The 20,216-nt window shown below is 41.3% G+C and carries 16 protein-coding genes; 10 read left to right on the plus strand and 6 right to left on the minus strand.

All coding sequences use genetic code 11. The annotated features are described in order from the left end of the window. Positions 1–5: 5 nt before the first annotated feature. Together WH223_RS16990 and WH223_RS16995 are read right to left on the minus strand one after the other, a co-directional pair. A complete protein-coding gene (locus WH223_RS16990) occupies positions 6–1,361 on the minus strand; it encodes a TolC family protein (protein ID WP_340049010.1) in 1,356 nt (451 codons plus the stop codon). A 76-nt stretch (positions 1,362–1,437) separates the two neighbouring features. Continuing rightward, positions 1,438–2,076, minus strand: coding sequence for a TetR/AcrR family transcriptional regulator (locus WH223_RS16995; protein WP_340049011.1), 639 nt, complete (start codon positions 2,074–2,076; stop codon positions 1,438–1,440). A 233-nt stretch (positions 2,077–2,309) separates the two neighbouring features. On the opposite strand from WH223_RS16995, the gene WH223_RS17000 reads away from it, so the two are divergent. The 10 genes from WH223_RS17000 to WH223_RS17045 all read left to right on the plus strand — a co-directional run bounded on the left by WH223_RS17000 (position 2,310) and on the right by WH223_RS17045 (position 14,904). Further along, complete coding sequence (locus WH223_RS17000) at positions 2,310–3,167, plus strand: helix-turn-helix domain-containing protein (protein WP_340049012.1); 858 nt, start codon at positions 2,310–2,312, stop codon at positions 3,165–3,167. Positions 3,168–3,285: 118 nt separating this feature from the next. After that, positions 3,286–3,699, plus strand: coding sequence for an OsmC family protein (locus WH223_RS17005; RefSeq protein WP_340049014.1), 414 nt, complete (start codon positions 3,286–3,288; stop codon positions 3,697–3,699). Positions 3,700–3,767: 68 nt separating this feature from the next. After that, positions 3,768–4,751 (plus strand): alpha/beta hydrolase, encoded by a 984-nt coding sequence (locus tag WH223_RS17010; protein WP_340049016.1) that lies wholly within the window; start codon positions 3,768–3,770, stop codon positions 4,749–4,751. Between the two features lie 422 nt (positions 4,752–5,173). After that, the gene (locus tag WH223_RS17015) at positions 5,174–5,761 is read left to right on the plus strand and encodes an RNA polymerase sigma factor (RefSeq protein ID WP_340049018.1); all 588 of its coding nucleotides are present in this window, start codon (positions 5,174–5,176) and stop codon (positions 5,759–5,761) included. A 104-nt stretch (positions 5,762–5,865) separates the two neighbouring features. Then, positions 5,866–6,432, plus strand: coding sequence for a DUF4468 domain-containing protein (locus tag WH223_RS17020; protein ID WP_340049019.1), 567 nt, complete (start codon positions 5,866–5,868; stop codon positions 6,430–6,432). Positions 6,433–6,602: 170 nt separating this feature from the next. After that, complete coding sequence (locus tag WH223_RS17025; protein WP_340049020.1) at positions 6,603–7,781, plus strand: FecR family protein; 1,179 nt, start codon at positions 6,603–6,605, stop codon at positions 7,779–7,781. A 105-nt stretch (positions 7,782–7,886) separates the two neighbouring features. Beyond that, positions 7,887–11,468 carry a TonB-dependent receptor gene (locus WH223_RS17030; RefSeq protein WP_340049021.1) on the plus strand — a complete coding sequence of 1,194 codons (3,582 nt, stop codon included), beginning with the start codon at positions 7,887–7,889 and terminating at the stop codon, positions 11,466–11,468. Between the two features lie 12 nt (positions 11,469–11,480). Then, positions 11,481–13,247 carry a RagB/SusD family nutrient uptake outer membrane protein gene (locus WH223_RS17035; RefSeq protein ID WP_340049023.1) on the plus strand — a complete coding sequence of 589 codons (1,767 nt, stop codon included), beginning with the start codon at positions 11,481–11,483 and terminating at the stop codon, positions 13,245–13,247. A gap of 4 nt (positions 13,248–13,251) precedes the next feature. Beyond that, a complete protein-coding gene (locus tag WH223_RS17040) occupies positions 13,252–14,100 on the plus strand; it encodes an endonuclease/exonuclease/phosphatase family protein (protein ID WP_340049025.1) in 849 nt (282 codons plus the stop codon). A gap of 123 nt (positions 14,101–14,223) precedes the next feature. Then, on the plus strand, positions 14,224–14,904 hold the full coding sequence (locus tag WH223_RS17045; protein WP_340049027.1) for a DUF4304 domain-containing protein: 681 nt from the start codon (positions 14,224–14,226) through the stop codon (positions 14,902–14,904). 105 nt (positions 14,905–15,009) lie between these two features. Here WH223_RS17045 and WH223_RS17050 read toward each other — a convergent pair whose 3' ends face one another. Genes WH223_RS17050 through WH223_RS17065 form a run of 4 tightly spaced genes read right to left on the minus strand, consistent with a single transcriptional unit; the run spans position 15,010 to position 20,209 of the window. Then, a complete protein-coding gene (locus tag WH223_RS17050; protein ID WP_340049029.1) occupies positions 15,010–16,419 on the minus strand; it encodes a BT_3987 domain-containing protein in 1,410 nt (469 codons plus the stop codon). A 41-nt stretch (positions 16,420–16,460) separates the two neighbouring features. Beyond that, complete coding sequence (locus tag WH223_RS17055) at positions 16,461–17,603, minus strand: DUF1735 and LamG domain-containing protein (protein WP_340049030.1); 1,143 nt, start codon at positions 17,601–17,603, stop codon at positions 16,461–16,463. Positions 17,604–17,608: 5 nt separating this feature from the next. After that, the gene (locus WH223_RS17060; protein ID WP_340049031.1) at positions 17,609–18,637 is read right to left on the minus strand and encodes a glycoside hydrolase family 18; all 1,029 of its coding nucleotides are present in this window, start codon (positions 18,635–18,637) and stop codon (positions 17,609–17,611) included. A 9-nt stretch (positions 18,638–18,646) separates the two neighbouring features. Beyond that, on the minus strand, positions 18,647–20,209 hold the full coding sequence (locus tag WH223_RS17065) for a RagB/SusD family nutrient uptake outer membrane protein (RefSeq protein ID WP_340049032.1): 1,563 nt from the start codon (positions 20,207–20,209) through the stop codon (positions 18,647–18,649). Positions 20,210–20,216 lie beyond the last annotated feature (7 nt).

Consider the following 20,216-nt stretch of genomic DNA (forward strand, 5'->3'; position numbering starts at 1 on the left):
GCTGATTATAAAGGATAAGATGAGGTTTCTCTTTCTAGTTTAGCTGCCGCCAGTAGTACCTTGTATCCCGCTATGTTATAGGCAAGTTGGGCATTGGTATATTGGGAGCGTGCGTCTACCGTTTCTATATAGCTGTTGCTACCTTCGCTAAATCCACGCTGAATAAGGCGTTGGTAGCTTGCCGCCGCCTCCAGCTGCACTTTGGCACTTTCATAGCTCTTCATGCTGCTGAGTACATCATTTTCCGCTACGTGAACAGCAAGGCTTAGTTGCTGCTTAGCTTGTGCTAGACTGTTCTGTGCTTGGCTAACGGCGATTTTACTTTCTTCAATTTTCAGTTTGTTTTTGTTTGCAGAAAAAATAGGAAAGCTCAGCTGTAGGCCTACCATATAATAGGCAGAGTTTTTGTTGACGCGCATGCCTTCAGCCTGCGAGCCAAGGTCTACAAAGCCGCTTAATTTAGGTAGATAAACTTGCTTGTACATTTTTTCCATTGTTTCCTGTAGCTGGATATGCATGGCGAGAGATTTTAGCTCTTCGCGCTCGTCACTGCTGTTGTTCAGCAACTTTTCGTCGGTAGCAGGCACTTTACTGTCTTCTTCTACGCGGATAGGGCTATCTTCATCTCTATTGAGTAGCGCATTGAAATAAAACTGCGCATTCTTACTTTTTTGTTTGGCTTCCGTAAGTTTGGCTTCTACATCGGCAATCTCCGCATTTGAGCGTAATACATAGGCCGGTAGTCCTTTGCCTGCTGCCAATAGTTTTTCATTGACACGCTTACCTTCTTTGGCGAGCAATAAGCTACTTTCATAAATCTTGATGCTTTCCAGCACGCTCAGATAGGTGTAGTAGGCCGATTTTATCTCCTTCACCAATTCCCTTTTGTAGATGATTACTTCTGCTTCACTCATCTGCACCAATTGATCTTGCATGGTTTTGTTGTGCTTGATATCTGTATTAATCAAGGGCATGCTTGTGCGCAATTTCGCATCATAGTAATTACGTGGTAGAAAACGTATTTTCTCGTTCTCTATCTGCGGAAAGTTTTGCGATTGCGTTAGTTGGTTAAGAGTTTGATAAACCGGATTGATTAAATCCCCGACAGGGAGATCAATAGAGCGACCACCATTGGCTGTAGAATACAGCATATCAAAGGAAACACTAGGGAGGTATAAGCTTTTGGCTACTTCCAAGGCATTCATTGATTTCTGTAGCGAAAGGTTCTTTTGTGCGACAATAAGGTTTTCGGTTAAACCTTGTTGCACATAGGCTGCTAAAGGACGCTCCTGTGCTTTACTTTGTGCCAGCGGAAGCAGGCCAAAAAGCAAGAGGTAGGGGATAAGGGATTTGGGCTTCATATATCCTGTTGTTTTTTTTATTATTCTATGTATACTGTTTTTAATATTAACAGTGTTAACCATTAGGGTAAAAAAATTATTTCGTTCGTTCTAAATACGTTGAGAATAGTTGAAAGGCTTGATCAGTTACGACCTGCATATCGTAATTTAAGCCTAAGGTTTCATTGAGTTTAAACAAATGTTGACTAATGTATAGGCTGACAATACCATGTACCGCAGTCCATGCTTGAAGCGCTACGAGCTTAACCGGTAGGTTGGTGAAATAGCCTTTAGTCTGGCATTCCGTAATGGTTTGCTCAAGGATTCCAAATACCTTTTCGCCATCTTCCCACTTGTCATCCATACAGCTGTTGCCAATAAAGTCCATAGGCTCTTTCATCATAAACATCACTTCGTAGAACTCTGGGTTGGTACGTCCAAATTCGATATAGGTCTTTCCGATAGCTTTGAGACGCTCAAAAGGGTTTTCTACAAGCATAAGCGTGCTAAATTTTTCGCGCAACATATTAAATCCCTCTTGATGAAGGGCATAAATAATATCATTTTTATCTTTGTAGTAGATATAAATTGTGGTTGGGCTAAACTCAATCTCTTTCGCAATCTTCCGGATGGAGGTTGCTTCATAGCCTTGCTGGACAAAGAGTTTTTTCGCTGCCTCTAATATGCGGTTACGTAAATCTTCTTTATGTCTCTGTTTGCGTTCTGTAATTCCCATGGTGATACAAAAGTAATGAACAGTGTTAACCTAATAAAATTTTTTTTCAAATAAAATAGATTAATTTATCATATCACTTCTATTTCGGGTGGTTTTGAATAACTGTAGTCCGTAATTATCGCCGTTTCCTGCTTAAAAAAGGTCATATGTCTTTTTTATACCAGTTAACAGGTTGCTAGACAGTTGTTATTCTGCATTTTGTTTATTTTTGACTTTTAAATATCCTATTAAAGATGAACGACGCAGCGGCTGTTTTCGAATCGAACCATAAGAAGTTAAGTTTGATTTCTTTTAATTCCGGGACAATCAATTTGATTAATGAAGGAGCCTTACAGTATTATATTAAAGTATTGTTCGTCCCGGCAGGCTATACGTTAACGGTGGATTTCAATCGGTATGAGACGCAACAGGCGACATTATTCTTTGTCAATAGCAATCAATATCTTCAAGTTGATGTAGCGGGAGAGGAGGATGCTTTTCTAATCAATTACAATAGGGATTTTTACTGTATTCAGATTCATGATGAAGAAGTGGCGTGCGACGGTCTCCTGTTCAACAATATTTTTGAAATTCCGAAGGTTGATTTGTTTGCTGCCGAGCTAGATGTTATTTCTATGCTATTTAAGCAGGTTCGTGACGAGTTGTCGCTTCAAGATAGTTCCTCTGAAGAGATGATACGCATCTATTTAAAGCAGATTATTATTCGTGCCACACGCACATGGAAAAAGCAAAATCTAGAAAATGAAAAGGTGCATATGCAAGGGGTTGATCAAGATTTTCTACGGAACTTCGGTCGATTGGTTGACATTCATTATCGCGAAAAGCATGCTGTAGCAGATTATGCAGCGATGTTACACCTAGCGCCTAAGACACTCACCCAAAAATTCCATAAACTGAATTTAGAAAGTCCCAACGAGTTTATTAAAAACCGGATTATCTTGGAAGCTAAAAGATTGTTATTGTATACTGGTTTGAGTATTAAAGAAATCGCATTTAAGTTAGGCTATGATGATCCTGCTTATTTTAATCGGCTGTTTACCCAAAAGTGCCTAACATCGCCTGCGAGTTTTCGAAGAAAAATATCCGAATAACCATATAATATCCCTGCTAGGGAAAAAAGTACAATTATATTCGACTTTATGCTCTTTATTGGCTTTAAAGAAGGGTGTACCTTTGTTTCATCAAGTTTAAACATTTAAAAATAAAACGATGAAACGCAACGCAACAGCCGTTTGGAGCGGCACAATCAAAGAAGGAAGTGGACACCTAACTACCCAAAGTTCGGTGCTAGACAAAACACAATATGCATTCAAAAGCCGCTTTGAAGATGGTGTAGGTACTAATCCAGAGGAGTTATTGGCGGCAGCACATGCCGGATGTTTTACGATGAAACTAAGCTTAGACTTAACACAGGCGGGCTTTATTCCAGAGCGCTTGGAGACCACATCGGTCATCACGCTGGAGAATGGCAAAATCACCCAATCAGCCTTAACGCTACATGCTAAAGTGGATGGAATTTCTGCCGAAGCATTTGCTGAAATTGCGAAAAATGCAGAAAGAACGTGTCCGGTGAGTGGGGCCTTCAATTTCGAAATTACACTCGCTATTCATCTTCAAAGTTAAAAGTCATGAAAACTATATCAAAAGGAGTTTGTTTTATAGGTAGTTGTATTCTTTTAAATTTTAATGTTATGGCACAATCTATTATTCCTGCCGCCAAAGACCCGAATATTGGTAGGGAAACAAGGGCATTTTTAAAGGATTTGAATAGTGGTGACGGAAAACCATTAGAGACGCTACCTCCTGAAGAGGCGCGCCAGGTTCTTGTTGGCGCACAAAAATCGGTGAAGTTTGATTATTCCGACATCGAAGAATCCGAAAAGACAATTACCCAAGACGGAATTAGCGTGAAAATCCATATTGTAAAACCGAAAGGAGCAAAGGCAGGTCTTCCTGTGTTTATGTTCTTCCATGGTGGAGGGTGGGTTTTAGGAGATTTTCCTACACATAAAAGACTTGTTCGTGACCTCGTGGTACACAGCGGTGCAGTAGCTGTTTTTCCAGACTATACACCATCACCCGAAGCGCGCTTTCCAGTCGCTATAAATGAAGCATACGCTGCCACAAAATGGGTAGCGGAGCATGGTAAGGAAATCGGTGTCGATGGCAGTAAACTTGCTGTTGCAGGAAATAGCGTAGGCGGAAATATGGCTACCGTAGTAGCACTGATGGCAAAAGATAAGAAAGGGCCCCATTTGGTTCAGCAAATATTGTTATGGCCGGTGACGGATTCAGATTTCAGCAGAGCATCGTATACTAAGTTTGCGCAAGAAAGATTTTTAACAACACCGCTTATGAAGTGGATGTGGGATAATTATCTGCCTGACCTTGCTGAGCGTAACAACAAATATGCTTCACCACTTAAGGCATCGGTAGAAGAATTAAAAGGGCTGCCTCCAGCGCTCGTGCAAGTAGCGGAAAATGATATCCTGCACGACGAAGGTGTTGCTTACGGACGAAAATTGGATGATGCAGGTGTTGTCACTACACTTACAGAGTATAAAGGATTTATCCATGATTATGGAATGCTTAATCCTTTGGCGCATATTCCTGCGGTACAAGCGTCTGTTCTTGATGCTGCGACAGCCTTGAAAAAAGCCTTGTTCTCCAAATAGTACGAAGTGATAAAAGATAAAATCCTGCTGCTGAATGATGAGTAGCAGGATTTTTTTTGTTTTCAAGGGTAGCATATACTTATAAATATTTCTTTTTCGGAATAGCATAGTAAATTAATTGCTTTTAAATAACTATATTTAATCGATTGTGAACCAAAGCGGCCGTAGGATTAACATGTCTATGCGGGTAATTAGCTTTCTTTATGGAGGATATGCCTCTAGTTTCTTATTTTTTATAGTAGCCTACTTTTTAGTCATTGTATGATAAGGGAGCGGCTTATTCTTTCGGTAGAATTGCTACGTAGTGTATTTCTTACTACAGGCAGAGCACTGAAAGCTTAATATTAACTTAAAGATGTATTCATGTTGGGTTGATGCATCATTACGTACTTTAGGGTCGAGTTTGGTATTTATTGGAGGACATGAGGCAACAACTAGATTTAGATATAGCAGAGGCAGAATTTCAGCGTTTTCTCGCAGGAGAAGAGCTTGGATTTCGTCAGGTATTTGATCGTTATCAACAGATCTTGTACCGGTATGCTGTGTCGGTAGCACGTTGTGATTTTGAAGCCGAAGAAGTCGTGCAGGAAGCTTTTATTCAGCTTTTTAAAGGACGCCGTCAACTGAATACGCATGCGCAAATATATCCTTATCTATTTGTAATTGTTAAGCGTATGTTGATTGCTAACTTCCGCAAGAAAGTTGTGCAGGCGAAATATCAAAAATATCTTGGTCAAGATTGGGATGAAGGTTGCATGGCTACACAGCAAGGGCTTGAGCTTAACGAACTTAATGGTCTTTTGCAGACAGCGATGGATAATTTGTCGCCAAAGGAGCAGGAAGCATTTCGGCTTAATAAGCTTCAAGGATTAAGCTATGACGACATATCTGCTCATACAGGAACTTCGCGCCATACTGTTAAAAACCAGATAATCGCCGCCTCCAAGAAAATCCGTCTACAATTGGAAAAGTACTATTTTTTGCTCTCTTTCTTCTTTTTATTATTTTAGCCGAAGGCTGACTCTTAACCTTTCACTTTAGGCATAGTTACCCGTTGGATTCTTAATGGATATTGATATATTCGTGCTTTAAATGTTATTTACCATAATTTTTGATGATGAGAAGTCTTGTTTTATTTTTTCTCTTATTTACTCTTTTTATTTTTGGACAAAATGATGTTGATCGGGTAACAATGCCTACAAAAAATGGTAAAATATTTTACGAAGATGTGGTTGCGGTGGATGCTAATCTATCAAAAGATGTATTGTTTCTTCGTGGACTAAAATGGTCGGCAGGCACCACGAAAGATCTGCAGGCACCGAATTGGGTACACGATAAAGAGGCTGGTAGGATTATTGGTAATGTTATTTTTAATGACCTCGCGAATGGTATTCCTGATGCCTTTAGACATTATTCTTTTATGGTTGATATTACGGTTAAAGACGGGAAGTACCGCGTGCAGCTTTATGATGTTAAGTATCAGCTTTGGGAAGGTAAAAATTTTCTAGGGAAACAATATTATTTTGCGGAAGAAGAATACGAAAAACAATTAAATCAGAATCGTTATTTGTATCGTGGCACTTCTTTAAAGCGTCTTCGTGCGCTGGAAGAAAAATTAAAAGCAACTTTAGTGGAGCTCAACGAACTGATGAAGGAGCCAGCTACTGCAGACGATTTTTAAAATGCTTAATTTTTTATAAAAGCCCCTAAGTGATTTACTTAGGGGCTTTTTTTTGTGAATTAAACAATTGGTATATAGTGGTTTGAGTTGTTTTTGAAGAAAAATGTGTTTTCCTTTAGTCCGCTAGTATATGCTTAAGCTATTATAAAAGTACAAGCAATATATAGACGTTGACTAAAGAACAATTATTTCGATTATTTATCGCTTTTCATGATGGTACAATCAGTGAAGCGGATTTACATACTTTAAAAACCTTTGTTAGTCAGGAGTCTGCCGAACCGTGGCTGGATGAACTGATGGACCAGTTGGCCGACGAAGAGTCGAAAGCTAGCCTGTCTACCTTACGCTCGAATCAACTGTTTAATCGTATCCTATTTGCTGTGCGTGCCGATGAAGAGCTTGCCAAACCGAAGTCTAGTAGAGGGCTTTGGTATGCTGTTGCTTCCGCGGCGGCTGTATTGCTATTTGCCTTTCTTTTTTTACAAACCTATAAAACAGAACAATCAATCGATGAACTTGCTTACCAATCGGATAAAGTAATGCCCGGTAAGGCAAAAGGAAACCTATTGCTCGACAATGGGGAACAGATTGATCTGGAGAAGTTAAACGCTAATTCACGCATTGTACAAGATGGCTACATCATTGTTAAAGATAAAAATGGAGGTATTTCCTATGAGCTAACGGGCAAAAATCCAAGCCATACGCTTTACAATACAATTGTGACCCCTAAGGGTGGCGAATATCAGTTGTGTCTGCCCGACGGAACAAAAATTTGGGTTAATGCATCATCGAAGCTTCGTTATCCTTTGAATTTTGGGAAGGTGAAGCGGGAGGTGGAGCTCGAGGGTGAGGCGCTGTTTGAAGTGGCTAAGCTTAAAATCGAACAACGTAGCATACCTTTTATAGTGAAGACCGGCAAGCAGTCGTTGGAAGTATTGGGAACTACGTTTAATATAAACAGTTACGACCCTATGATTCGTACCACCTTGGTAGAAGGCTCCGTACGCTTGACATTTGATGGGAAGAAAGTGCAGGAATTGAAGCCTAATGAGCAAGCTAGTTATAACCCCGAGAAGGGACAGGTTTCGGTAAAAGCGATTGATCCTTTTTATACTATAGCTTGGCGTAATGGTTCTTTTGCTTTCGACAATGCTAACCTATACGATGTGATGGCAGCTATTGCACGTTGGTATGCCATAGATGTAGATTATAATGGAAATTTTGAAGGCGTACGTTTCTCAGGAACGATAGCTAGAAATGCAGATATACAGAAATTATTAGACCTTATCGCCCTAACGGGAGGTGTTCATTTTGAGTTAAAAGAAAGGAGGGTAACTGTGATTAAATAAGCACAAAATGGATAGGTGAAAGATTCAGGAGCGTTGCGACCGCCCCTGAAGTTTAGTCCTATAAAAGACAAACGATTGACTATTAACGAATAAATTATCAACCAGATGCAAAGTAACAAAAAAAATCTGGTAGGGCATTCTATTATTGTGCGTGAATGTACTACCAAAATCCCAATAGCTATGAAATTGTCGTTGGCAATACCTCTTTTATTGGCTGCTACTATACAAGTTAACGCGTTAACCTATGGTCAACGTGTTACTTTGGAGAAGAAAAACGTAAAGCTCGAGTCCGTATTTAAGGATTTACAGCGTCAAAGTGGATACAATATTTTTTATGCCGAATCGCTCTTAGCGAATAAGAAAAGAGTAGATGTAAACTATAAAAATATGCCTTTGCAAACGGTTCTTAAAGAACTCTTGTCCGAGCAGCAGTTAGGTTTCCAGATTATTGATAAAGATATTATTCTTACCAAAGCGAATAGCAATACCTTGGTGACAGTTGTGCCAGGTGGTCCAAATGCTACGGCAGCCATGCAGCAACGTCAGCTTATTGGTCAAGTTACAGATGGCAAGGGGCAGCCTTTAGCCAATGTGACGGTGACGGAAAAGGGAAGGAGCAACCGTACATCTACGAATGAGAATGGCCAGTTTGAGTTGCGCTCAACAGCAACGAATGCTATTTTGCAGTTTACCATCGTTGGTTTTCAGCCTAAAGAAGTGTCGGTGACAGCAGGTAGGTCGCAACGTGTGGTACTCGATGAGTCTATTTTTGATGTCGATGAAGTCGTTATTGTCGGGTATGGGAAGCAGAAAAAGCTGAACCTTACGGGAGCAGTAGACCAAGTGACATCGGAAGTTTTTGAGAACAGACCAATCACAAACGTAGCCCAAGGATTAGTAGGGGTGATTCCCAACTTGAATATCCAGATGTTGGATGGAAAGCCTAACCAATCACCGGGATTCAACGTGCGTGGTGCTACTTCCATAGGTCAGAAAGGCGATGCCTTGGTGCTTATCGATGGGGTACAAGGCGATCCGATGATGCTGAATCCGAATGATATCGAAACGATAACGGTCTTGAAAGATGCCGCTTCAGCGTCTATTTATGGTGCTCGTGCAGCTTTTGGTGTAGTTCTAATTACGACGAAGTCGGCAAAAGAAGGAAAAACATCCATCAACTATTCGACCAACTATTCCATCAAGTCGCCAACGACGGTTCCCGATAACATCACGGAGTCTTACCCTTGGGCGCAAGGTTTTAGTGATGCATGGTCGCGTTGGAATGATAGTGGAAGTACGCCTACAGCCATTAATAAGACATTACCTTTTTCACCTGCTTACCTAGCGGAAATTAAGCGTCGCTGGGAAGACCCTTCTTTACCGCGCGTAGATGTCAATCCGACGACCGGAGAATACGAATATTATTATAGTACTGACTGGTATAAAGAGCTGTACAAGAATAACTTTATGGCGCAAGATCATAACGTCTCTTTATCCGGGGGTAATGATAAGGCAGTCTTCTATTTAAGTGGGCGTTACAATGGTCAGGGAGGTTTATTCCGTTACAACGGTGATAAATATGATATGTATAACCTACGTGCCAAAGGGTCTATTAAATTAAACTCTTGGTTGCAAGTTGATAACAATACGGAGTATTCTAAGATGCAGTATTTCCAACCTATAAACGTGGGTGAGGGAAGTGGTATTTGGCGTAATATTGCCGACGAGGGGCATCCTTTAGCACCGCTATTAAACCCGGATGGAACCTTATCTTTCTCGGCAGCCTATACGGTAGGAGATCATTATTATGGTAAAAATGGTATCGATACCGATCATCGTTTCTTGAAAAATAGAACCGGATTGGTGGCGAGCTTTTTAGAGAAAAAGTTGAACTTTAGAGCCGATTTCACTTTCCAAACGACGGACATCAACTCGCTGCAAACGCGTGTTCAAGTACCTTATAGCCGCTACCAAGGGGTTACAGGTTTTACAGGTACTGACACCAACGATTTGCAAGAGCGTCGTCGCACAACGGAATATATAGCGACCAACATTTTTGGAGATTATAAAACAACAGTGGCGGACAACCATAATATCGGTGTCTTGTTGGGATACAACTATGAACAATCGCGCTATAAAAACTTAACGGCACAGCGTAATGGTATCGTTTATCCAGATGCTAAAGATGTAAACTTAGCCTTAGGACAGCGTATCGTTACGGCTGGAGGTAATGAGAAATGGGCTATCGCTGGGGGCTTCTTCCGCGTGAACTACGACTTTAAAGAGCGCTATTTATTGGAGGTCAATGGCCGTTATGACGGATCGTCGAAATTCCCTACCGACCAGCAATGGGCCTTCTTTCCTTCGGCTTCCGCCGGATGGAGAATCTCCGAAGAGGATTTCTGGAAAGTAGATAAAAAATATATGTCCAACCTAAAGTTAAGAGCATCCTACGGTATGTTGGGTAATGGTAATATCAACCCATACACCTTTACGGAAAACTTTAGAATTGTACAGTCAGGACGTATTATCAACGGAGCACGTCCACAAAAGACCGAACAACCTAATGTGGTGCCTAGTGGCTTGACATGGGAGAAATCGACAACGACAAACGTAGGTTTAGAGTTTGGCTCCATGAACGATCGTTTACAGTTTGTATTGGATTATTATAAGCGTGCGACAACAGATATGTTTACCCAAGGGCCAACACTTCCAGCTGTTTTTGGTACCGATGTGCCTAAAGGAAACTTCGCCGATATGGAAACCAAAGGGTGGGAACTTAGTGTAACCTGGAGAGACCAGTTCAGCATGAACAATAAGCCTTTCAAGTATGATGTGCGCGTAGTGCTAGCCGACAATCAGGCAAAAATTACCAAGTATAACAATGCCGACAAGCTATTGACAGACTATTATGTTGGACAGAAGCTAGGTGAAATTTGGGGCTACCGCGTGGATGGTCTTTTCCGCTCGGACGAGGAGATTCGCAACTCTGCCAATCAGTCTAATATTCCGAATACCAATACCCGCAAAAACTATGTCGGTGACTTAAAATTTAAAGATTTGGATGGCGATGGGGTGATCTATCAAGGATTAAACCAAGCGGATAATTCGGGCGATAAAACAATCATCGGTAACTCGACGAGCCGTTATTCTTTTGGCGTGAACTTAGGTGGCGAGTGGAACGGCTTCTTTATGTCAGCCTTTTTCCAAGGTATCTTGAAACAAGATTGGTATCCATCACCAGAATCACGTTTCTGGGGTCAGTACAACCGTCCATACAATGCATATCCAAAATGGCATGAAGCAAATATGTTCCGTGAGGAGCTTGGTAACTTCGACGCTTACCTTCCTCGTTTAGTAGGTTACATCTCGCAAGGGTCGGGCAGAACCTTAAACGTGGCCAATGACCGTTACTTGCAGAACGCTGCTTTTGTACGTTTACGCAACTTCCAGTTGGGTTACAACTTACCGCAAAAGCTAATCTCTAAGATTAATGCTGCGAATGTAAAGGTATATATGTCTGCCGAGAATATTTGGACATGGTCGCCTATGTATAAATGGACCAAAGATACCGATGTAACGAACATCTATGGTTCAGATAGAGACCTTAGTGGTGGTAACTCGGGTGATGGTTATAACTATCCGATGTTGAAATCAGTTTCTTTTGGTTTAATGGTTGGATTTTAATTAAGGAATACAATGAAAAAAATTAACTACATTTTAATAGCAATCACGCTTTGCTTCACGGTTTCCTGTGATTTAAATGAGCTTCCTGTTGATACAGCGACCAACGATGCGATTTTCCAATCGCCAGGAGGAATGCAACTGTATGCAAATTCTTTCTATGATATTTTACCGAATACGGATAATGGGGTTTTTCAGAAGGATGACTTATCAGATTTTGTAGCCCGTAATGGCGTTGATAATTTATTAGCACCAAATGCGCTTAGCCCTATTACAAGTAGTGGATGGGACTGGAGAGAACTACGTAACATCAACTATTTTATTGAAAATGCGAGCAAGAGTACGGTAAAGAATAAAGATCACTTTATTGGTCTAGCGCGCTTCTTCCGTGCCTTATTCTACTTCGAAAAAGTTAAGCGTTTCGGTAATGTGCCTTGGATTGAAAGCACCATCGGCATCGACGATGAGAAAACATTGTACGCTGGTCGCGATGATCGTTTTGAAGTGATGGACAAAGTGTTGGCCGATCTAAATTACGCTATTGAGCATATCGAATTGACGAAAGATGCGTCGGGTTCGCAGATTACCAAGAATGTAGCGAGAGCCTATAAAACACGTATCGCTTTGTTTGAGGCGTCATTCAGGAAGTACCATACGAAGTATAACAAGCAAAGTACGGCCGAGCAATGGTACCGTGAGGTCATCAAAGAAGCGGATCAAATCGCTGGTTTAAGCCTACACAAAGCAACAGCAACGGATCGTTCATACCGCGAGCTTTTTATCACCAAAACTCCTTTTATGGATGAGACGATATTGGCCGTCGTATTGGATGCCAACCTACAGGTATTCAGCTCCGCGAATAGACGCTTTATCAGTCCGACTTATGGTAACAGACCGAGCTTAACGCGTGATTTTGTGAAGATGTACTTGAACCTTGATGGTTCACGTTTCACAGACTTACCAAACCATGCTACAAAGACCTTTGTGGACGAAGTGCAAAATAGAGATCTACGCTTGAAGCAGACTATTCGCTCGGGCAACTATGCACGTACGGAGAACGGTGTTCCTGTAATCTCACCGCCTAACTTTACACAAACATATACCGGTTATCAAATCATTAAGTGGTGTTATGACGAGCGTTTTCCATACGATGACGAAAGCCGTAATGACAATGCACACATCATTATGCGTTGGGGTGAGGTATTGTTGAACAAAGCGGAAGCACTAGCCGAAATTGGGGCGATGAATAATGGGGAATGGACCAAAACAATTGGTGCTTTGCGTGAGCGTGCTGGTATTCCTACTTCGGCGGCCAATCAGTTACCTACTGTGGCCGACCCGTACTTGGTGAGCTACTATAAAGGAAAGTTTACAGACCCTATTCTGTTGGAGGTCATTCGTGAGCGTGCTGTAGAGATGATATTTGAAGGCTTACGTACCGACGATTTAATACGTTGGCACTTGGGCGACCTGTTGCAAACATCAAATATGAACGGTATGTATGTACCTGGATTGGGCGAGTACGACTTGAATGGCGATGGTAAAAACGATGTGTACTTCTACCAAGGTCAACGACCTACATCTACTACGCCAGGAATTGCTTTTGTCAATGTGAATACAACAAACGGCGTTGGTCAGCTAAAATTATCCAATGGTACTTCGGGTGAAATTCAGTGGAATCCGGGTGAACGCAAATGGGAAGATAAAAAATACTTATTCCCAATTCCAGAATCGGCATTGATTAGAAATGGGAATTTAGGACAAAACGACGGTTGGAAATAAAAATATGAGAAAGATAATACTAACAATGGCTTTGCTTATCGGCATAACGATAGCGGCCTCAGCACAGAAAAATGCGGTTAATGAATACCGTGTAGCCTCTTTTAATATCCGTATGGATACGCCTCATGATAGCTTGGATGCGTGGGGGCATCGTAAGGATATGGTGAATGCTTTATTGAAATACCATGAACTCGATATCATTGGTGTGCAGGAAGGTTTCATCCATCAGCTCCATGATATAGCACGCGTAGATTACTTGAAGTATGTCGGTCTGGGACGTGATGATGGTAAAGAAGGCGGTGAGCATTCTGCTATTTTCTATAATACGCATAAGTTTGATGTATTGGATAAGGGTGATTTTTGGTTTAGCGAAACGCCTACTGTTCCAGGTAAAGGTTGGGATGCCAAATGTTGCAACCGTATCTGTTCCTGGGTGAAGCTGAAAGATAAGAAAAGTGGAAAGCAGTTTTTTGTATTCAACTCGCATTTTGATCATGAAGGTAAAGTGGCTCGTATAGAGTCGTCTAAATTGCTCTTGAAAAAGATTAAAGAGATTGCGAAAGATGCGCCTGTTATCGCTACGGGCGACTTAAATTCGACGCCAGATATGGAGTTGATTAAAGAGATAAAAACGACGTTGTTGGATAGTTATGACGTGACAAAGATGCCTCCTTACGGCCCTGTAGGTACCTTTAATGGCTTCAAGTGGAACCGTCCAGCAAAAAACCGTATCGACTACATTTTTGTGAGCAAAGGAATTGAGGTTTTAACGTATGCTACATTGAGCGATGCTGTAGATATGCATTATCCTTCGGATCATTTTCCGATTGTAGCTAAAGTGAGAATCAAGTAAAATATGGGTTGATTAATGCTTGGGAGGTGCTCGAAAGGGTGCCTCCTTTTTTTTATGTTTTATTTTTTGTCTAGGGCGTATGATATGTTTATCTTGATAGCATCAAATATTTTATTTTAAAAGATGTCGATAACTCAACAGTTTGATGAAGTTCTTAAAGAAGTAATTACTCCACAACTAAAGTCTTTAGGATTTAAGAAAAGTGGAAATAATTTTTATCGTGATTTAGGAGATATAGGTCAATGTTTTAATGTGCAACAGAGTCGTTGGAACACTGCGGATGCAAAGACTTTCTGTTTTAATATCGGGCTTATCCATAAAGAGATTTATAAGGATTTGATTAATTGTGATTTTCCTAAATTCCCAAAGGAATATGATTGCCAAGTTTGGGGGCGATTGGGGCCTTTGAAATTTGAGAAAGATGAATGGTATGAGCTTTCTAGTCAAACAGATCTCGAAACTTTAAAAGCCACCATTGCTTATGATTTGATAACCTATGTAAATCCCTTTTTCTTAAAGTATGCAGTGTGGGAGCATTGGTATACTTTAATTCAAGAAGATGAATATAAAATTTACGGGCCTTTTTTTCGATTTCTTTTGCTATTGAAGCTTGGGAAAAAAGAAGAAGCCCAGATTTATTGGAATAACTATTATAATGAATGTCTCATTCCTGAGTGTTCGAAGAGTTCCTGCGTTTATCCTAATGGAATAGTACATGTGGTTTTCGAGAAAGCTAAAGTGAATTGGGAAAGGATAGAACTTATCAAGGTGTATGCAGCTCAATATGGTATTGATTTGAAGTAATAAGGGATTTTTAGCCTTAAGCAAGACGGTAATATTTCGTAAAAAGTATAGCTAAATAAAAGGCAGCTCTTCAGAGCTGCCTTTTCATATTTTTATGTTTCGGTACTACCAATCTTTACTATAGCTTTGACTTTCATCGAAAATGAGGTCATCGTCGAAGAGGTATTTTGCTAGATTTTGCAAGGCTGGTCTTTGGACATTATTGAAGTTAGCACGCTTTGGGTCGAGTGCAAAAATCATATGAGCTCCAAATCCACCGTTACGGATTGTATTTAGTGCGGTAACTGAAGGCACTCTACCTTGTGCATATTCAGCAGAGTTCATGCCCCAGCGTGATTTCGGTAAGCCAGGATAACGCGATGCTAAGTCGAAACTACCACCATAGTCATGCAGCGCATAATCTACATATTGGCCTGCTGTTGCTTCCGCAATTGCATTGACACCACCGAAATTACCGGTTCTTGAGTATACATACACCATCGTTAGCTTATTCGGCATGGCCATTTTTGTTTCATAGACTAAGCGTGCCGCTGCTTTATTCGATGGCGATACGAAGCCTGGAGGCACAGGGTTTTGATAAGACGAGTACTCATCATCAAAAAACACACCATCTAGGTTGTAAGCCTCACATACGGCTTTCAGCTCCTGAGCAAATACTTTTGCTGCTGCATCGGATAGATTCGCTACACCCGAACGGTCATGATTACCTAATACACTTAAAATTACCTTCATGCCTTTATCTTGCAAAGGCTTGATGTATTTATCTCTGTTGGCTAGAATATGCGTTACATTCGGGTTGTGTGTAACTTTAACCTTTCCTGTTGCCGCATCATAGTTGATATTTGAAGAGAACAAAATTACCATGTCAACCAAGTATTTATCACTATTTTTAAGCTTTAAACTTAAGTTGCTTAAGGGATTAGTGTCGTTCACTTCCATGCAGCTAATGATTTTTATGCCTGTGCTTTTATCCGTAGATGGCACTTTGGAAAGGTCGGTCACGAAAAGCAACAAATCGCTTGAGCCAGACGGTACAGCACCAGAAGTTAGATTCGCGCTTAGCGGAATAACATAGGTTTCTTTGCCATCCAACTCATTGCTTGTGCGCACCGATACTTTAAGTGCTTCCGAAGTGTTTGCATTCGCTTTTACTTCCACTTGCCCATTTGCTGAAAGGCTTACAAGTGCCTTCGGGAAAAGTTTGAAGGTCGCTCCATTTTTCTTATTATAGGCATCCAATACCTCTTCATTATACGTAATAGTTCCTTTAACGCCTTGTGCATTGGGTTTAGAAAGCTGTAGAAGTACCTCATAGCTTCCTTCATTGCGGAAGCCTAAGTTCGCCTGATTTACTTTACCATCCGTACCGGCCAAAAAGCCAATAGATTCCCCATGGACGTCAAACTTCGATTCATCGATAGACTTCACCGTGATGGCTTCATCCTTACACGATTGTAAGAAGGCGATGGAGAAGAGTATGCCTAATCCCCAAAGTAGGATACTGTATTTTTTCATTATATATATCATAATCAGTTTTATTATATAATTAGTGGCTATTATTTAGCAGGCAGAGAAACTTGCGTCCATTTGACAGCTTTCTTCGCGGTAAGGTCGTTACCATTGGCGGTATAATCTTTCGCGATACTACCGCTACCTTCATTACATTTCCAGTAAGCTACTAGGCCAGTACTGGTCGGACTAACTTCGTATGGGTTATTTGCAATTTGCTCGGCTGTACGCTCCACATTCCAAATACGACATTCGGAAATATCACCCGCCATATAGCGATCGTCAGCATAGGATCGGCCGATGTAGAAACCATCTTTACCATTGACACCGAAGCTTACAGTGCTAAGGTTACTATTGCCTTCCGATTGCTGCTTACCATTCACGTAGACACGTATTTTCTTGTCTTTCGCATTGAACGTTACCGCTACATGTACCCATTGATTGGCAGACAACCCTTTTGTAGCGTCGGAACCCGGTAGGTTTCCTGCCGATGTAGCCACTTGAATCTGGTTAGGAGGGAAGTTTGCATCGCCTAAGCGGATTAAGAATCGACCTTCAATACCCATAATGCTGCTAATCATGCGGTCAAAATTGCGGACACGCACCAGCGATTCTAAGGTGAATTCGGATAAATTGTTGAGTGGTGCTGGCGTCTTCCATTGATCGATATGTAGGTAGTTATCTTCCATATCGGCTACTACATCGATAAGTGCGCCACCTTTAATCACGTAGTAAACGGTTCTTTGACTTTCTAAGATAGCAAGGTCGCCTTGCGAAATAGAGATTGGCAATACGTAAATTATGTCGCGATCAAGCGTATTAATTTTGTCGAATTTTACCGTTACAGGGCTAGATTCTACGGTTCCTTGGTTTATCTGTGCTTTCGTACTCGAAAGGCTGTAGAAGGTGCTTGGTAGCATCTCTACGGTTTCTTTGTACACCTTTGTATAGGCGTCAATCTTCGACTGGTCAACAGATAGCTCTACGGCAACTGGAGCGGACTCCATGTTAGACATTGCTATCTTAATGGCAAACTCAGCACTTGTTACCGAAGGTTTGTTAATAATACGTTCTAGTTTCTCAGTGGAAATAAAGACCTTATTGTCGAAGGACTCTTTGTCTTTACAAGCACTAAATAAGGTGAGTACCATTAATACCAACCCTAAAGAATAAAAATGTTGCTTTCTCATGGTCTTTATTTTACTTTCATTGCTGGATTAGTGATTTGTATGGCTTGCCTGCTATATTGGTAGCTCTTCAATACGTTGAAATAGTCGTACGGAAGGTTTTTGTAGCCTACACCTTGGATTTGCACACCACTTTGTAAGGAGGCTGCCCATTGTGCTGTAGATATTGCTGCACGTGTGCCGTCAGCAAAGTAACCCAATTTAGCTTCGTCGGCTTTGTAGGATGTCATGCTCGCCAAAATAATGAACTTATCGGTTGGCACATCCGCTACTTTAGCAGCTAATAACGCATAGTTTAGTCCACCAAGATCTACCGAATTCTCCGTCGGCAGGATAATAGATTTAACTTGTTTCAGTATATCCTTTTTGATGAGGAACTGCGGACTCCCTTTGAAGAAGATAGCTTTTCCTGTATTTTTACTTAACCATGGCGTTAAAAGGTCGAAGAAAAGATTTTCCTCGGTTTCCACCTGTGTACGTTCTGCCGCAGTTAAGTGGGTGAGATCTTTCCCGATGTAGGAAAGAACAGCCCCTTGATATGGAAATTTATCCGTCTCCGCGAGGATGCTGTTCACCGTATCCTTCACAAAGTCTGCAAACACCAATGTTTTACTATCCTTTTTTATAAAGGCTGTCTTGATGCTGTTGAAGTCAATTTCAAAAACAACTTTGGTGCTTTTCTTCTCCAAAAGGTCGCTCATTTCGCTAACTTCTCGCTCAACTAAAGCCAAGGGCGATTCTAACACAATAAAATCTAGGCTGTCGGGCACTTTTGAAAAGTGGTCTCCTTGGCTTGTTGGATTCTTCTTACTGTTGTTAAACCAGCCCATATTTAGCTTATGGCTGTTACTTTTAAATGCACGGAGATCTTCTAAATATTTGGCATATAGTGCAGGATTCTGCTGTTCCAAATCTTGGCTTTCGATGTCCAAAGGCTTCGCTTCGGTCCATTTTTTACACGCCGTGACATTAGCCAATACTGCGCCTAGCAGCATGACCATGCTTAATCTTTTTATAGTGAAAATAGATAAATTCATCGTTGCATATTATTTTTTAACCCACCATAGATCGGTACCCATATTATCAGCACCTTTCAATAAATTGTTTACCGCATCGGTCACATTAGCTCGGTTTTCGTTATACTCCTCCTGTGGATAAGGAAGACGTCGCGCCATACGTTTGCTATCGACACGGCCACCGCTGTTGTTCACCATAACTTCCATTAATTTAGGGTAGCCGGTACGACGATATTCCGTCCATGCTTCGATACCGAGTGGGAAATTGGCAATCCATTTCTGCGTGATAATACGTTCAAGTTTCTGTGCAGTCGTTCCTGTCTCTAACCACTTAACGGTAATCGTGCTTGGAAGGCCAGCGTACGAGAATGCTCCTTTAGGGTCAACGTAGGCGTCAGGTTTGTTGATGCTGTTGTTGAGATAAGCATCGGCACCATTAACGTTCCACTGCTCAAAGGATAAACGAATACCTTGGTTGTAGAGTGTCTCTGCTGTTGATCCCATATTCCAGCCTTTCAAAGCGCCTTCCGCTTGTAGGAATGCTGTTTCAGCAGCATTTAGCCAAAGGAGCTTATCGCTCTCTGTTACATTCATGTTGGTATATTCCTTAGGTGCATTTCCGCTAGGAATCTGAATACCCGAGCGCAAGCCAAAGTAGCCATTGGCTGTGCCTCCTGTAAAGGTCGATGGTGTAAAGTATTTTTCTCTACGTGGGTCGGCGTAGCCGTTCATATAGGAGGTGATATCAGCCGATACGCGCGAATCTCCATTATTGTATTCATACATGATTACGCGGAATGGATTTCTATTTATCGGTTTGATAAAAGCATTGTCAGCATTGGTACGGATGACACCAATTTCATGGTTCACCGCTTCTTCAGCTTTCTGACGTGCCTTAACCGGGCTTACATCAGAGATGTGAATCGCTAAACGTAGTTTTAACGAATTGGCAAGTTTGATCCATTGCAATACATTTCCGCTATATACCATATCCGCCTTGGCCGAGAAATTCTGTGTTCTACGTTCGGTCAGCGTTTTTATTGCCGCATCCAGTTGCGTAAACATAAGATCGTATACTTCCTCCTGCGAGTCATAAGGTGTTTCTAATGCACCATTTTCGCCCACTTTCGAGTAAGGAATAGGACCGTAGATATCGGTCACCCTAGAGGCCGCCATAGCCTTGATGATATCCGCTACCGCATGTACAGATTCATCCTGAGATACTTGTTTAATGGTTTTCGTTTGTACAAACAACTTCGGTAAGATATCGTTGAAAGGTACGCGCGACCAACCATTCTCCGGATTGTAGGTAGCAAAGTTTTTGCCATTAAACCCATTGTTGGAATCCGCCAAATAGCCCCCTAAAGAACCACCAAGTAGACATTCTATAAATTGATTGGAGTTTACATCCAAAGGTACCACCCATGCTTGTAGCCCAATCATTGCCGATGATAATACATAAGCATCACGCTCTACTTCTTCTGGTGTAGCACCAGCAGGGTCGGTATTATATTTCTCGAAGTTCTTCGTGCAAGAGAGTAGCGTTGTAGACGACACCATTGCTCCCCAAAATAAAATCTTATATAGTTTCATAATTAGT

It is taken from the genome of Sphingobacterium sp. MYb382 (assembly GCF_037572665.1).
Classification (GTDB): domain Bacteria; phylum Bacteroidota; class Bacteroidia; order Sphingobacteriales; family Sphingobacteriaceae; genus Sphingobacterium.